We start from the raw sequence: 13,654 nt of genomic DNA, 5'->3' as shown, positions 1-13,654 counted from the left end.
TAATGTTACGGTTCACCCTAATTAGTGAAAGTATTAATTATCATACATTAGACAAAGTAGAAGCAAATCAATCCATGAGCCAACTAAAAACACAATTTAGTTAGTTTAACCGTCCTAAAAAGGTTCGGGAAACCACCCACCCTTCATGGACTGGCTAGCACTAAGCTTCAGTATATATATCAGCATAGTCTGGAGTTTTAACCCCAGGAAAACCAAACCAAAGGTATTCATGCTGAACTGGCTGATTTATTGACCCTATTGGTTCAAAATTTAGTCCTTTATATTCTCATTCATTCATTTGTAGTTATAAGGAGCCAGCACCTAAAATGGCAAAAGTAGTTGGAATTGACTTAGGAACAACGAACTCCTGCGTAGCAGTGATGGAAGGTGGTAAACCCACAGTAATTGCTAACGCTGAAGGTTTTCGGACAACGCCCTCAGTAGTCGCATTTGCCAAAAATGGCGACAACTTGGTTGGTCAAATCGCCAAACGCCAAGCGGTGATGAATCCCGAAAATACGTTTTACTCAGTCAAACGCTTTATCGGACGCCGCTTCGACGAAGTGAGTAACGAAGCTACAGAAGTTTCTTACAAAGTCCTCAGCAGCAACGGCAATGTCAAAGTAGATTGTCCAATTGCTGGTAAACCATTTGCTCCTGAAGAGATTTCTGCAAAAGTTCTTCGCAAACTAGTTGAAGACGCCAGCAAATATCTTGGCGAAACCGTAACCCAAGCTGTAATCACCGTTCCGGCATACTTCAACGACTCCCAACGGCAAGCGACAAAAGACGCTGGTAAAATTGCCGGGATTGAAGTTCTACGGATTATCAACGAACCTACTGCTGCTTCTCTGGCTTATGGGTTTGACAAGAAGAGTAACGAAACCATTCTTGTGTTTGACTTGGGTGGTGGTACTTTCGACGTATCCGTGCTGGAAGTAGGAGATGGAGTTTTTGAAGTACTAGCTACATCTGGTGATACCCACCTTGGCGGTGACGACTTTGATAAAAAAATAGTTGATTTCTTAGCTGAGAAGTTCAAGAAAGCCGAAGGTATTGACCTACGAAAAGACAAACAAGCTTTACAACGTCTGACTGAAGCCGCAGAAAAAGCCAAAATTGAGCTTTCTAGCGTCAGTCAAGCAGAAATGAACCTACCATTTATCACCGCTACCCAGGATGGGCCTAAGCACCTAGATACAACCCTGACTCGCGCCCAGTTTGAAGAACTTTGCTCTGACTTAATCGACCGTTGTCGTATTCCTGTGGAAAACGCCCTCCGAGATGCCAAGTTAACCAAAGGCGATATTGATGAAGTTGTGTTAGTTGGTGGTTCTACCCGCATACCCGCAGTCCAACAGATTGTGAAGCAGGTATTGGGTAAAGACCCCAACCAAAGTGTCAACCCCGATGAAGTCGTAGCAGTTGGTGCAGCCATTCAAGCTGGGGTACTGGCTGGTGATGTAACTGGCATCTTGCTCTTAGACGTGACACCCCTATCTTTGGGTGTAGAAACTTTAGGCGGCGTGATGACCAAAATTATCCCCCGCAACACGACAATTCCCACCAAGAAATCCGAAGTCTTCTCTACCGCCGTGGATGGTCAAACCAACGTAGAAATTCACGTCCTCCAAGGTGAACGCGAATTCTCTAACGATAACAAGAGCTTGGGAACCTTCCGCCTCGATGGTATTCCTCCCGCACCACGCGGCGTTCCTCAAATTGAAGTGGTGTTCGACATTGATGCCAACGGTATCCTTAACGTCACCGCTAAGGATAAAGGCACTGGTAAAGAACAGTCCATCAGCATAACCGGCGCTTCTACCCTGGATAAAAATGACGTTGACCGGATGGTAAGAGAAGCTGAACAAAACGCTTCATCTGACAAAGAACGGCGTGAGAAGATTGAACGCAAGAATCAAGCTGACTCCTTGGCATACCAAGCTGAGAAGCAGCTACAAGAATTAGGCGATAAAGTTCCTGATGCTGACAAGACCAAAGTTGAAGGTTTGGTGAAAGAAGTGCGGGAAGCAGTTGCTAAAGAAGACGATGAGCAAATCAAGAAGCTCACCCCAGAATTGCAACAAGCGCTATTCGCTGTTGGTAGTAACATCTATCAACAAGCCGGTGGCGGTGCTGCGCCAGGTGGTGAACCTCAAGATAGTGGTTCTACATCTAGCTCTGGTAGCGGCGACGATGTGATTGACGCTGACTTTACAGAGAGCAAATAATTACCTTACTTGTTTTAGGAAGATTATCCTGTCCCACCTCATATTACCCACTCAGGCATTTGTCTGGGTGGGAATTTTTTTAGAAGTTAGGAATAATACCATGTCCGATTTCATACTTATTACCTTCAGTAGTTCCAGTAAAAGAGTCAAAATTATTACCTGACAAGGAGTTAAAAGTAATAACCGAAGCATTGGCTATTTCTCCTCCTAAGGAACAGGCAACGAAAGCTGTTAGAGTTGTAGTCTTTGCAAGCTTCTTAGTAAAGTTCTTGGTATTTATCATTGATGTTATTCCTCTCGTTAGTTAATTAATACAAGGTTTGTAGAAAGGGATTTCTCCAGGCTTTACAGAACATTAGGCGTAAGTAATAATGTCTGCGATCGCTACATCGTTGACCAGGAAATTGAAAGTAGATTATTGATTCCTTAGCGACATTGCACTGAGATGTTTGTAAAAGCCTGCAAGATGCGTTCCAAAGGCTTGGTTTTTGGTTGCTAATAAAGGCTTTTTTGACTCAGGATGGAGTTTTTCAGAGCATCTTGCCGGAAATTATCCGGTTCTCAGTTCAATGTCTACTAAGGTGTAATCCCAATTACTTGTTAGCCGCTATCTGAGTGACTTCCTCCGGGAGCAGCACTTTTGCATCACCTGGATAGGGCTGATTAAAGCCTCTGGTACTGTACCAAATCGCTCGATTTAGTAAGTTTTCATCCTGTTCATCGGGAACCAGCCCTTGCTTGTTAAACATTTGTGTTGATGCCTCTAACCAAGCTTTTTGTATATTACTCATAGCAGTGGTAGACCCCGGATTGAGTTCATCAAGGGCAATCTGGTTGGGTACTGCATTAAAGGAAGTAAAGTCGGGCTTGTCCGTAAAGGCGTTGTACATCGGTGTAGCAATCAGCGTCATCTGATTGGTCGGCGGTAGCCCCAGGATTTGTTCGATCGTCCGTCGCATATCCACCTGAGTGTATTAGGTGCTATCGACTACATTACGTTTAGCATAAGGACTGATCACTAGTGCTTCTGTGCGATGCCCGTCTATGTGGTCAATACCATTCTGGGAATCGTCTTCCACAATAAATATGGCGCTTTTTTTCCAGCAAGGGCTGTGGCTGATAGCATCGACGATGCGACCTACAGCTAGGTCATTATCTGCCACCTGTGCGCGAAAGGGCAGCCCAAAATATGCCTCTTTTGTTTATTCTTATGGGTTTAATTCTGCTATTTCTACTTGCGATCGCTCGTTGTTTCCGCTTTTTTTGACGCTTAAAAAGATCGCCAACTGCACTTAGTATCGTAAGTAACTTACGTCGCCATTTAGATTTAGACATCTTTACATTCCGTGCTCTAGTAAATTAGGGCATCAATAAGCGTAAATTAAATACATTAATTTAATGCTAAGGGGGCGTTAAATGTAGAGCATCTGGTGTATTGACTCAGTTGACTCAAACTAATTTCATTAGACCTCTTGCATAAATAATTTTTTGTCTCACGCAAAGGCGCAAAGGCGCAAAGAAGAAAGCGAAAAGAAGGACTTTTGCAAGAGGTCTATTATTGTAATTAGATTAAGCAGTTTTCTATATTCTTTAGTTGGTTGAGCTTTGTTTAAATATCGTAATAATGCTCTCTACGAGAAGCTGCGCGTAGCTTGCTTGTTTACCCGTAGGAGTACGCGGACTCGCTACCATCATCACGAATTACGTTAGCGTAGCGGTAGCGAGTCCGCGAGCGTCATTACGAATTACGAATTAATTGTTATTGACCAATCCCATTAGCTTGATTTCCTTGACATTGGCTGCACAATCCAAAAAACTCTAGGGTGTGATAAAAAACTTTAAACTTATGGCTGGATTCTAATTGGTCTTCAAGGTCATGAACAGGGCATTCATTAATCGGAATTGAGACACCGCATTGCAAGCAAGTAAGATGGTGTTTGTCTTGCTGCGCTAGGCTATACAGGGCTTCACCGTTAGCCAAATTCCGCACTTGTACTATACCTTCCAGTTTTAAAGCTTCTAGAGAGCGGTAAACTGTCGCTAAACCCATACTTTGATTAGTATTACGTAGTTCTACGTAGATATCCTGGGCAGAAATGCCTTTTTTGATGGTTTGCAGTAGACTGAAAATACGCTCTTGACTGCGGGTGCGTATAGCTCTCATAGACTAATTATTTAAATATACCACTGTAGTTGAAGCTGTTAGATGGGCTAATTTATCAATTAACTTTAACCGCTTCGTAATCTTATTTTCACTCAGTTGGAACAGAAAGTTATAGTATAGCGATCGCAGCATTCAGCAAAAGCCCGTGCAAACCAAGTATCTAGCCAAAATTTTCGTGACCCTTCGCCCTTCAGTCTTAGACCCTGCTGGTGTGGCTGTACAATCTGGTCTTCAGCAACTGGGATACGATAACGTTGACCAGGTGCGGATTGGTAAGTACATTGAGCTAACCATCACCACGACTGAGGAAAAAAAAGCGCGTCAAGACCTTGCTAACATTTGTGACCAAATGCTAGCAAATCCCGTGATTGAAAATTATCGTTTTGATTTGATTGAGATCGAAACACAGACGGGGGTATTTTAGGGATTGGGCATGGAGCATTGGGCGGAGGGGAAAACTCTTCTCCCCTGCTCCCTGCTTCTTTCCTATTCCCTACTCCCTACTCCCATTAACTAATGACAAATGACAAATGACAAAATTTGGTGTTGTTGTTTTTCCAGGTTCTAATTGCGATCGCGATGTTGCTTATGTAACTAGAGATTTGCTCTTACAACCAACTCGCATGGTTTGGCATCAAGAAACAGATATTGCTGATTTGGATGTCGTTATCATCCCTGGCGGCTTTAGTTATGGGGATTATTTGCGCTGCGGTGCGATCGCGCGTTTTTCGCCTGTGATGCAGCAGGTTGTGGAACACGCCCGCAAGGGTAAGTTTGTCCTCGGTATTTGCAATGGATTTCAGGTGTTAACTGAAGCTGGACTTTTGCCAGGGGTGTTAACCAGAAATCGGGATTTGCATTTTATTTGCGATCGCGTTCCCTTAAAAGTTGAGCGTACCAATTTCTCATGGACGCAAGCTTATCGCACTGGTGAAATCATCACTTTGCCCATTGCCCACGGGGAAGGGCGATTCTACGCTAACGAAGCCACTCTTGCAGAAATTGAGGATAACGGGCAAGTATTGTTCCGTTATCAAGGAGAGAATCCCAACGGTTCACTGAACAACATTGCCGGGATTTGCGATCGTCAGGGCAATGTGTTGGGGATGATGCCGCACCCAGAAAGAGCGTCTGACGCGATGCTGGGGAATACTGATGGATTGAGGTTGTTTCAGGGATTGTTAGAGAAGGTAGCGGCATTAGCGTAGAGCAAATATCGGCCGAATGAGTTGCACTACGGTTCGGATAAGGTTTTTTGATGACAGACCCTATGGCTATCTTTACAATAATTAGTCCTTTGTAGAGACGGCGATTTATCGCGTCTCTTGCCTTAACCGAAACGTATTGGAATAAGTTGGGCATTTTGCGATCGCTGTCGCAAGTTAAATAATTCGTAATTAAAGACATTTTCAGATGGGGATATAAACCCTTTTATTTACGATAAATGAACATTATACCTCTTGCATAAATAATTTTTTACCTGGCGCAAAGAAGAAAGCGAAAAGAAGGACTTTTGCAAGAGGTCTATTGCTTTGCTCTGCCAGGGTTTTGCTAGTGAGGAGACTTACACGATCGCATTTATTTAGTACATCATGAGTTATTTGTTTTAACAATCGTTTTTGTTGTTCGGGTAATCTGATAGCGATCGCAATTGGTTGAGTCCTGACGGTTAGACATAAATGGCTAGAATGCACACATGATAAGCTTCATATCTCTCTGAGATTTTTAATAATACTTTCGCTTATTAGGATTTACCAGCTTAGTCGCTCAAAAATCAAATATAAGTACTATAGATACATTTCTTACGCCAAGCTACCAGATGTCTATTCTAGAATTTACTCAATAATTCTTTAATTTTAATTAATTATTAATTGCTTATTTTTTTTTGATTCTTAATTTAGTTAACTTTTTAATTACTACCAATATATGTAGTTTTCCGATATATGAGTATCAAAAAAATTAAATGCAATGTAATACAAGGTAGGTTTATTTACTAACTACTTAATAAATAATGAATCTATTTTTACACAGATTAATTTGTATAATTTATCTAAACAAAAATTTATTGAATAACTAAAATAAATTTCTCAAAAAATTAGTACTAATTAGAGAAAGTTGAGCTAATCTTGGTAACTAGCAATTGTTAATAACATACGTTGTTACTGGGTGGCAACATTGGAGATTCGCTCTGATCTCTATGTAATCAAACCAGCAAGTAAAATGATTACCATAGAATATGCAAGAAGGAAGCTTTATTTGGAGTCATCTAGAAAAACAGCATCGCAGCGTTGGCAGATGGATTGATTGGGTATGGCTAATAGTGTTGCTATTAGCAGCAGTGTTACTATTTAGCATCAATCTGGGAGGATTGCCCCTGCGAGATTGGGATGAAGGCACTGTCGCACAGGTTGCCCGTGAAATTCTGCACGCTCCAGCAGGTTCAATGCGCTGGCTTTACCCAACGCTAGGAGGCGAAGCATATCATAACAAGCCGCCTTTGATGCATTGGCTAATTGCTTGGGCTTATTCTCTAGGAGGCGAAAATGAATGCACAACGCGTCTACCAGGAGCAATTTTAACAGCGACCTCTGTACCTTTACTATATTGCATTGGTCGAGAGATATTTCGCCAACGTTGGGCGGCTATTTATAGCGCCTTGATTTACCTAACAATGCTACCCGTAGTACGTCATGGGCGTTTAGCGATGTTAGATGGAGCAGTGGTAAGTTTTTTGATGGTGATGATGTTGTGCGTGTTACGATCGCGTCGAGATTTACGTTATTGCCTTGGTGTTGGTGTTAGTTTTGGGTTGATTTGCCTCACTCAAGGACTGCTAGGCATATTATTAGGTGCGATCGCGATCGTATTTCTGTTTTGGGATACACCACGATTGCTTACCTGTTACTATCTGTGGATAGCAATTGTAATTGGCATTCTCCCCGTGGCTGGTTGGTATGGTGCCCAACTGATCCACTATGGTCACACTTTTGCCCAGATTGGGCTTGTAAATCCATCCTTGAGCCGAATTGGGTCAGTTGTAGAGGTAAATTTTCAACCACCTTGGTACTATGTTATTGAACTTCTCAAGTACACATGGCCTTGGTTATTATTCTTACCGCAAACTGTACGTTTAACTTGGGAAAATCGTAACCTTAGCTGGGCAAAAGTAGTACTGGCGTGGAGTGGTGTTTATCTGCTGGTAATTTCTTTCATGATTACCAAACTTCCCTGGTATGTATTCCCAATTTACCCTAGTTTAGCCTTAGCCTTGGGTATCCAGTTAGCAGAGACGGAAAATTCGCCTTTAGTGTCATCTTATCCCCGTGCTTGGGTGGCTGGTTTGGCGATACTTGCTGTGGTAGCTTCTACTGGTAGCATTTATTTCAGTTGGGGTACAACACCGAAAACAGACTTACAACTGATTTTGGCAGCAGTAGCTTTAACTATGACCTTAGCAGCTATTTTGGCAGAGCGGGGCGATGGGCAATTTCTGAAGATTTTGTTTTGGGGAAGTTATATTTCGCTGCTACTGTTGATGAAATCCAATTACTGGGTTTGGGAATTATCTGAAGCTTATCCAGTTAAACCAGTCGCCGCCATGATCGTGCGGGCAAATCCAGCTACGAGGAAGATTTATACATCTTTTCCCTACTCTCGTCCCTCGTTGGATTATTATAGCGATCGCACCATTATTCCCGCTTCGACTGGTGAACTGCAATATTATTGGCACTACAACGGGCAACCCTATTTCCTGCTTCATACATCTGCTTTCAACAATCTCCAACTAGACTCAATGAAGTTAGTTGACCAAGCTGAAGGCTGGAAGTTAGTCACAAAAGATACTAGTCGGTTGTAAATGTGTCCTAAAAGGAGAGAGGATTTGAATCTTACTCGCCTTACCTTGTAAACAAGGGGTTGGGGGTTAAGTCTGTATTAGCTGACATAATGTAAAACCGTGTCTTATTCGCCCCAAATAAGACACGGTTTTAGAGGAGTATTTCGTTATAATATTACTGAAAATCAAAGTAAGATTTGATTTATACCAAATTATCTACTTATTGAGATTTGTTCTTTGCTTCATTAACTTTTTCTGTTGTAGGAAAGATTTGGTGATCGAAGCTTGTACTTTCTTGGGTCAGGGCGATCGCACTAAAGAAAATGGCGCTTCCTACAGCTAGAGCTATCATCGGACGCTTGAGCAAAACGAAATCCCTAACAATCCTAGCTAAAGGTCGGCTTTGACGACGTAGGGACGAAGAAATCATCATTTGTCTCCAAGTAAACGGATCACGGACGTAATTGCCGCTTTGACACACTACTAGCCGTTCTTGGCAATACGGACAGGTAAACAAGCCAATGCATGTCTTCACTGGTTTAGGTGTAGCATTTCTTTGGCAAATTGGGCAAGTAACATAATGATTATCAAAGGTGTGTATATTCATTTACCTCGTCCGCCTAGTCCATTTACTCGCTCTATAACAATAGCTATATTGAATTGAGATCACACTTGGGAGACTTTAAAATAAGGTCTGACATCAAATCTAAATCATACATACATTGTATTACTATTAAGGATTGCTCAATGGTCGCAACACGAGTATAGCTAGATTTAGGCAAAGATGACTCGTCGTTAATGCTTGCCTATCTATATGTCCATCTAGCCTACAGAAACTCTGTTGTCTCTATAAATAAATGGCGGTGGCACTAACTCGCACCCCAGCAGCGATCGTTGACCCCTAGATAATAATTGTCTCTCATTTAACCATTCTGTCCACAAAAATTTTACACAGTGACATTTTTTGCTAAAGCTTTATAAATCAAACAAATAAAGTCTACTTGTCTGGTTGCTAAAGAATGGCTCACAATGAGAAGTAACAGATAAAAACTTAAATTTTTTCTTACATTTACCCCGCCTCTCGATGACTCTCTTGCCTCCTACTCAACTGAGGAAGGTAAGGTCACAACCTGCCTTTCCTACACCTTTCACCCGCTTAACCAACATAATTAACCGTTTTCAACCATCCCCAGAAACAGTTGTGCTGTTTTTAGCCATGCTAATTGGCGGTGGCACTGGTATGGGTGTAGTCACCTTTCATTATTTGATCCAGCTGATTCACCAGCTGATGCTGGAAAATTTGATGGGTTATATCGGTGTCTGGGGTGCTTGGACTTTAGCTTGCGTTCCCACCCTTGGCGGATTAATTGTTGGCTTGATGCGGTGGCGCACTCAAGACTTTGGCCCGGAACTTTCATCTCTCATCGCCGCCTCTCAGGGAACAGAAATCAGGCGACCACTACGACCAGTTACGAAAATGTTGGCCGCAGCTGTTTCTTTGGGTAGCGGTGCTTCTTTGGGACCAGAGGGGCCGAGTGTAGAAATTGGCGCCAATTTTGGGATGTTGTTGTCTGTAATATTAAATGTATCTCAAGAACGACGACGTTTGCTTTTAGGTGCTGGCGCTGCTGCTGGATTAGCCGCCGGGTTTAATGCTCCCATCGCTGGAGTCTTTTTTGCCCTAGAGGTGGTGATGGGAACTACATCCTTTGCCTTTGGTACTTCTGCTGTGAGTGTGGTACTGCTAGCGGCGGTGGTAGCAGCATTGATTGCCCAAATTGGTTTGGGGACACAACCTGCTTTTGATTTACCTGCTTACCAAGCCCGCAGTCCCTTGGAATTACCTCTTTATCTTGGCTTGGGTGTAGGGGCCAGCTTAGTTTCTTTGACTTATACTCAATCAATTCGTTTGATCAAAGCTTGCTTTGCTGGTAAAGTTCCGGGTTTGGACTTTTTGGGACGAATTCCTCAGCCAATTCATCCAATTATTGGCGGTGTTATTGTTGGCGCAGTTGCTTTGCACTTCCCGCAAATTCTGGGCGTCGGTTATGAAACTGTAGAAGCAATGCTTCAGGATGTGGAGTTTCCACTATACCTATTGGTTGTGCTGTTGGTAATGAAACTCCTAATGACTGCAATTAGTGCAGGTAGTGGTTTTATCGGCGGTTTGTTTGCACCAGCGATGTTTTTGGGTGCTTCTTTTGGTTCAGCTTACGCCAAAATTTTGGCTGTGGTATTTCCGACAATTTGCGATCAGATGGCAGCTCCTCCAGCTTACGCAATGGTCGGAATGGCAGCAGTATTGGCTGGTAGTGTCAGAGCGCCGTTAACAGCTATTTTAATGCTGTTTGAATTAACCCGCGACTATCGGATTGTTTTACCGTTGATGGCAGCTGTGGGTTTAAGTGTTTGGCTCGTGGAAATGATGAAACCAACTTTCAACTCTAACCATAACCTACAACAAATTGGTCTTTCGGAATTGAAAGATGAACGAGCAGAAATTTTGCAGCAAATTTTGGTAGAAGATGCTATGCAGCCTTGTCCCAAAAAGTTACCTGCAACCCTTGGGGTGTTAGAGGCAGCTGTGGAAATGATTCGCGATCGCACACGAAGTGCTTTAGTAATTGATCAAGCAGAGCAATTAGTTGGTATCCTTTCTCTAGAAGATATTAACCGCGCCCTTGCCATGCGGCAAACTTACCCAAATTCGCTAACTGAAATTCAGGATAATTTATCCAGTCAAACCCTCATAGACATTTGTACTACTGAAATCCTTTACGCATGGCAGGATGAACTGTTATGTGAGGCTTTAGACCGGATGACTCTTAGAGGTTTGCATCAATTACCAGTGGTGGCACGAGACAAACCCGATCGCATTTTAGGTTTACTAGAAAGAGAGCAAATAGCATTAACCTGCAATTTAGCCGTTACGCGCAAAGCACTGCGCCACTATTTACCAATCTTACCCACAACAGATATAGTTATTAGCAATTAGTCATTAGCCAGTCAGTAGGGACGATCACAAGTAGATCGCCCTGACACCAGTTATTTAACAAAGGATAAATGACTAATGACTCATTTCTTAAGCCGTGGCTTCTATAGCTTCATCATTTTCTTGATCTTCTGGGTCTACCTGTCTCAGACGAATGTGCTTTTTACCTAAAGTGATGATAAACTCATCTCCTGGTTTAAGATTCATCTGTTTTGTATAAGCTGAACCTATAAGCAAGTTACCATTCGATTGCACACTAATTCTATAGCTAGCACTGCGTCCACCACGCCCATTAGCACTGGGTGTACTGTCCAACTGAATGCCTTCGGCATCAATTAGGGCATTTAAGAACTTCATCATATTGACGCGCTCTATACCATTTTTGGTAATGGTATAGTAGCCGCACTTCTTGGCTTTGTCTTCCTTGCTCTCGGCCTCTAGCTCTTTGACTTTTTTGAGCAGTTCATCACCGAGTAAGGGTTCAATTTTTTTCAGTTTAGGCATCAACTTAGGTCGAAAATGAATGTTTGAAGTGTTTGAATCGATTTTATTTTAGCTGAGGTTGAGCTAATAGGAACATAATCCTTTAGTTTTATCTCAACATAGCCAAGTATATTACACTCATAGGCAGAATTGTTATGCAATTACCAATATTGATAAGACAATCTATTTTAGAGAATGCTGGCAATGCTGATAACTATATATAATTTGTGAATTACTGCTAGACTATATTTGTTTTAAGTTTTCTAAACTAAGGCTCAAAATGTTGTCTACAAGCTTTGGATGATAACTGAGTCACAGAATGATAAGCAAAACTGATCCCTGGTCATTAGTCAAGAGTCAAAGGTCAAAGGTCAAGGCTTAAAGCTCAAAAGTGAATGTTTTGACTCTTGACTTTTTGACTCTTGACTAAACAACAAAGCTTACCAGAATGAAACTAACTACCAGAGGACACTACAGTGTGAAGGCGTTGCTAGATTTAAGTTTACAACCAAAACATGGGCCTGTATCTGTCAGAGCGATCGCCAAACGCCAAGATATTCCAGCTCCTTACCTCGAAAAACTACTAATAGAAATGCGTCGTGCTGGGTTAGTGAATTCAATTCGTGGTAGCATCGGCGGATACCAATTGGCTAGAGAACCTGCACAAATATCTATAGGGCAAATTTTAGAAGCAGTCGGCGAGACAATTACCCATTTACCCCATCACACCCCAACACCTGCACAAGCTGAAGATTGGGTAACATTTACCCTCTGGCAGAGGCTCAACCAAAAACTCAAAGAAGCTTTGTACAGTATTACTTTGGCAGACCTTTATTACGATGCTCGTAGCTGGCAAGCTTCCCTTGGGGAAGAAGCTAATTTTGTGGTTTAGTCATTAGTCATTGGTTATTTACAAAGGACAAATGACATCAGTAGTTGTTTTAATCATTGCTGCACTTTTAGATTACTTAATTGGCGATCCTTGGGGTTGGCCTCATCCTGTGCAATTTATGGGGTGGGTAATTTCTCGCTTCACCAAATTTTCTTTGCAATTGTGTCAAAATTCACTAACACAACGTCTAGCTGGAATTGTATTAGGCATTATCCTAATAATTGGTAGCGGCGTTGTTGGCTTTTTGATAATTCAAAGTGCTAGATGGGTGCATCCGCTATTGGGAGTTGCAATAGATAGCATTCTTTTGGCTAGTTGTTTTGCTGGCAGAAGTTTGCGAGCAGCTGCGGTGGCTGTTTTACAACCTTTAACAGCAGGAGATTTGGCAGAGGCTCGGAAGATTTTAAGTAATTATGTTGGTCGAGATACACAAAATCTCTCAGAACCAGAAATTTCACGAGCCATTTTAGAAACAGTCGCAGAAAATGCCACAGATGGGGTAATGGCTCCGCTTTTTTATGCAATTGTTGGTGTCTTTGTGCCAGTTGTCGGGCCTACTCCCTTAGCTTTAGCATACAAAGCCAGCAGTACCCTTGATTCAATGGTGGGCTACCGGGAAGCACCCTATACTTATTTGGGATGGTTCAGTGCGCGGTTGGAAGATTGTTTGACTTGGCTGCCTTGTAGGTTAACGGTAATAACTCTGGCGCTGTTATCGGGTAAACCGATATCCGTTTGGCAAATTTGTGGTCGGGATGCAATTACTGATCCTAGTCCTAATTCTGGCTGGAGTGAGTGCGTCTATGCTGCTATTTTGGGTGTGCAGCTGGGGGGTACAAATTGGTATCGCGGGGTAGCTAAACAGAAACCTCTGCTAGGAGATGCGATTTATCCCATCACTGCAACTTGTATTCAAAATGCTTTACGACTGACGCGAGATTGTTTTTTGGTATGGTTAGAAGTAGCGATCGCTATATTCTTAATACTCCCAAATAGGGAGTAGGGAGTAGGGAGTAGGGAGTAGGTGATTAAGATTCTCATATTCCCCACTCCCCAC

15 protein-coding genes are annotated in these 13,654 nt (G+C 42.4%); 7 read left to right on the top strand and 8 right to left on the bottom strand.

The window, feature by feature from the left end; all coding sequences use genetic code 11:
* Positions 1-326 precede the first annotated feature (326 nt).
* Positions 327-2,231 (top strand): molecular chaperone DnaK, encoded by a 1,905-nt coding sequence (gene dnaK / locus F8S12_RS30100; RefSeq protein ID WP_196519927.1) that lies wholly within the window; start codon positions 327-329, stop codon positions 2,229-2,231.
* 79 nt (positions 2,232-2,310) lie between these two features.
* Here the strand turns inward: dnaK and F8S12_RS30095 are convergent, their stop codons facing one another.
* The 5 genes from F8S12_RS30095 to F8S12_RS30075 form a co-directional block, all read right to left on the bottom strand.
* Positions 2,311-2,514 carry a hypothetical protein gene (locus F8S12_RS30095; protein WP_196519926.1) on the bottom strand — a complete coding sequence of 68 codons (204 nt, stop codon included), beginning with the start codon at positions 2,512-2,514 and terminating at the stop codon, positions 2,311-2,313.
* 310 nt (positions 2,515-2,824) lie between these two features.
* Positions 2,825-3,190, bottom strand: coding sequence for a hypothetical protein (locus F8S12_RS30090; protein ID WP_196519925.1), 366 nt, complete (start codon positions 3,188-3,190; stop codon positions 2,825-2,827).
* A gap of 15 nt (positions 3,191-3,205) precedes the next feature.
* Positions 3,206-3,394 (bottom strand): hypothetical protein, encoded by a 189-nt coding sequence (locus tag F8S12_RS30085; RefSeq protein ID WP_196519924.1) that lies wholly within the window; start codon positions 3,392-3,394, stop codon positions 3,206-3,208.
* Positions 3,384-3,566, bottom strand: a complete 183-nt coding sequence (locus F8S12_RS30080) for a hypothetical protein (RefSeq protein WP_196519923.1) — start codon at positions 3,564-3,566, stop codon at positions 3,384-3,386. Before F8S12_RS30080 ends, F8S12_RS30085 begins: the two co-directional genes overlap by 11 nt.
* 424 nt (positions 3,567-3,990) lie before the next feature.
* Complete coding sequence (locus F8S12_RS30075) at positions 3,991-4,395, bottom strand: Fur family transcriptional regulator (RefSeq protein ID WP_196519922.1); 405 nt, start codon at positions 4,393-4,395, stop codon at positions 3,991-3,993.
* Positions 4,396-4,540: 145 nt separating this feature from the next.
* On the opposite strand from F8S12_RS30075, the gene purS reads away from it, so the two are divergent.
* Both purS and purQ read left to right on the top strand, forming a co-directional pair.
* Complete coding sequence (purS, locus tag F8S12_RS30070; RefSeq protein ID WP_196519921.1) at positions 4,541-4,819, top strand: phosphoribosylformylglycinamidine synthase subunit PurS; 279 nt, start codon at positions 4,541-4,543, stop codon at positions 4,817-4,819.
* Between the two features lie 106 nt (positions 4,820-4,925).
* Positions 4,926-5,603, top strand: a complete 678-nt coding sequence (gene purQ, locus F8S12_RS30065; RefSeq protein WP_196519920.1) for a phosphoribosylformylglycinamidine synthase subunit PurQ — start codon at positions 4,926-4,928, stop codon at positions 5,601-5,603.
* A gap of 243 nt (positions 5,604-5,846) precedes the next feature.
* Here purQ and F8S12_RS30060 read toward each other — a convergent pair whose 3' ends face one another.
* Entirely contained in the window at positions 5,847-6,089 is a 243-nt protein-coding gene (locus tag F8S12_RS30060; RefSeq protein ID WP_196519919.1) for a hypothetical protein, read from the bottom strand.
* A gap of 542 nt (positions 6,090-6,631) precedes the next feature.
* On the opposite strand from F8S12_RS30060, the gene F8S12_RS30055 reads away from it, so the two are divergent.
* A complete protein-coding gene (locus F8S12_RS30055) occupies positions 6,632-8,251 on the top strand; it encodes an ArnT family glycosyltransferase (RefSeq protein ID WP_196519918.1) in 1,620 nt (539 codons plus the stop codon).
* 199 nt (positions 8,252-8,450) lie between these two features.
* Here F8S12_RS30055 and F8S12_RS30050 read toward each other — a convergent pair whose 3' ends face one another.
* Entirely contained in the window at positions 8,451-8,837 is a 387-nt protein-coding gene (locus F8S12_RS30050; RefSeq protein WP_196519917.1) for a hypothetical protein, read from the bottom strand.
* A gap of 477 nt (positions 8,838-9,314) precedes the next feature.
* Here F8S12_RS30050 and F8S12_RS30045 point away from each other — a divergent pair, with 477 nt between their 5' ends.
* The gene (locus F8S12_RS30045; RefSeq protein WP_196519916.1) at positions 9,315-11,225 is read left to right on the top strand and encodes a chloride channel protein; all 1,911 of its coding nucleotides are present in this window, start codon (positions 9,315-9,317) and stop codon (positions 11,223-11,225) included.
* 87 nt (positions 11,226-11,312) lie between these two features.
* Here the strand turns inward: F8S12_RS30045 and F8S12_RS30040 are convergent, their stop codons facing one another.
* Positions 11,313-11,726, bottom strand: coding sequence for an AbrB family transcriptional regulator (locus F8S12_RS30040; RefSeq protein WP_196519915.1), 414 nt, complete (start codon positions 11,724-11,726; stop codon positions 11,313-11,315).
* A 427-nt stretch (positions 11,727-12,153) separates the two neighbouring features.
* Here F8S12_RS30040 and F8S12_RS30035 point away from each other — a divergent pair, with 427 nt between their 5' ends.
* Positions 12,154-12,597 (top strand): Rrf2 family transcriptional regulator, encoded by a 444-nt coding sequence (locus tag F8S12_RS30035; RefSeq protein ID WP_196519914.1) that lies wholly within the window; start codon positions 12,154-12,156, stop codon positions 12,595-12,597.
* Positions 12,598-12,628: 31 nt separating this feature from the next.
* Complete coding sequence (cbiB, locus tag F8S12_RS30030; protein WP_196519913.1) at positions 12,629-13,600, top strand: adenosylcobinamide-phosphate synthase CbiB; 972 nt, start codon at positions 12,629-12,631, stop codon at positions 13,598-13,600.
* Positions 13,601-13,654 lie beyond the last annotated feature (54 nt).

Source organism: Nostoc sp. WHI (assembly GCF_015714725.1).
Classification (GTDB): Bacteria; Cyanobacteriota; Cyanobacteriia; order Cyanobacteriales; family Nostocaceae; genus Nostoc.
The sequence above is the reverse complement of the archived record's forward strand: the minus strand, read 5'-3'. Positions and strand labels throughout refer to the sequence as shown.

Coding starts and splice junctions, on each gene's coding strand:
- F8S12_RS30095 (WP_196519926.1), bottom strand. CDS start 2,514: ATGATAAATACCAAGAACTTTACTAAGAAGCTTGCAAAGACTACAACT.
- dnaK (WP_196519927.1), top strand. CDS start 327: ATGGCAAAAGTAGTTGGAATTGACTTAGGAACAACGAACTCCTGCGTA.
- cbiB (WP_196519913.1), top strand. CDS start 12,629: ATGACATCAGTAGTTGTTTTAATCATTGCTGCACTTTTAGATTACTTA.
- F8S12_RS30045 (WP_196519916.1), top strand. CDS start 9,315: ATGACTCTCTTGCCTCCTACTCAACTGAGGAAGGTAAGGTCACAACCT.
- purQ (WP_196519920.1), top strand. CDS start 4,926: ATGACAAAATTTGGTGTTGTTGTTTTTCCAGGTTCTAATTGCGATCGC.
- F8S12_RS30075 (WP_196519922.1), bottom strand. CDS start 4,395: ATGAGAGCTATACGCACCCGCAGTCAAGAGCGTATTTTCAGTCTACTG.
- F8S12_RS30050 (WP_196519917.1), bottom strand. CDS start 8,837: ATGAATATACACACCTTTGATAATCATTATGTTACTTGCCCAATTTGC.
- F8S12_RS30080 (WP_196519923.1), bottom strand. CDS start 3,566: ATGTCTAAATCTAAATGGCGACGTAAGTTACTTACGATACTAAGTGCA.
- F8S12_RS30055 (WP_196519918.1), top strand. CDS start 6,632: ATGCAAGAAGGAAGCTTTATTTGGAGTCATCTAGAAAAACAGCATCGC.
- F8S12_RS30040 (WP_196519915.1), bottom strand. CDS start 11,726: ATGCCTAAACTGAAAAAAATTGAACCCTTACTCGGTGATGAACTGCTC.
- F8S12_RS30035 (WP_196519914.1), top strand. CDS start 12,154: ATGAAACTAACTACCAGAGGACACTACAGTGTGAAGGCGTTGCTAGAT.
- F8S12_RS30090 (WP_196519925.1), bottom strand. CDS start 3,190: ATGCGACGGACGATCGAACAAATCCTGGGGCTACCGCCGACCAATCAG.